Here is a 558-nt window from a genome sequence, read left to right as displayed (position 1 = left end):
CCGCAGAAATAAAACCACGATTGGTTTCAACGCCTTCTACTGCGCCGTCTTTACGACGAATGCCAGTGACTTCGGTTTGCTGTAATAAATCAACGCCTAAGGCATCCGCAGCGCGGGCAAAACCCCACGCAACCGCGTCGTGACGAGCCGTGCCCGCACGTGCTTGCCATGAAGCGCCCATCACCGGGAAACGTGCATTGGTTGAACAGTCTAAAATAGGCACCATTTCTTGGACTTGTGCGGTGGTCAAGACTTCACCATCAATGCCGTTAAGACGGTTAGCGTTCACGCGACGTTCAATATCACGCATGTCTTGTAAGGTATGGCCTAGGTTTAATACACCGCGCTGACTAAACATCAAGTTATAGTTCAGCTCTTGCGCTAACCCTTCCCAAAGTTTTAAGGAGTGCTCATATAAGTGTGAGGCTTCATCCCATAAATAGTTTGAACGCACAATGGTGGTATTACGCGCGGTATTACCGCCGCCCAAATAGCCTTTTTCAATCACGGCAATGTTAGTGATACCATGTTCTTTCGCTAAATAATAAGCCGTTGCCA

1 protein-coding gene is annotated in these 558 nt (G+C 48.6%); it reads right to left on the bottom strand.

Features of this window, described 5'->3' with window-relative positions; genetic code table 11:
• The coding region (locus ESZ36_RS22450) for an FAD-dependent oxidoreductase (RefSeq protein WP_146792033.1) at positions 1 to 558 on the bottom strand (558 nt) is incomplete at both ends.

The sequence above is a fragment of the Colwellia demingiae genome (genome assembly GCF_007954275.1).
Lineage (GTDB): Bacteria > Pseudomonadota > Gammaproteobacteria > Enterobacterales > Alteromonadaceae > Colwellia > Colwellia demingiae.
Note: the sequence above shows the minus strand (reverse complement) of the source record. Positions and strands in the feature narration are given on the sequence as shown.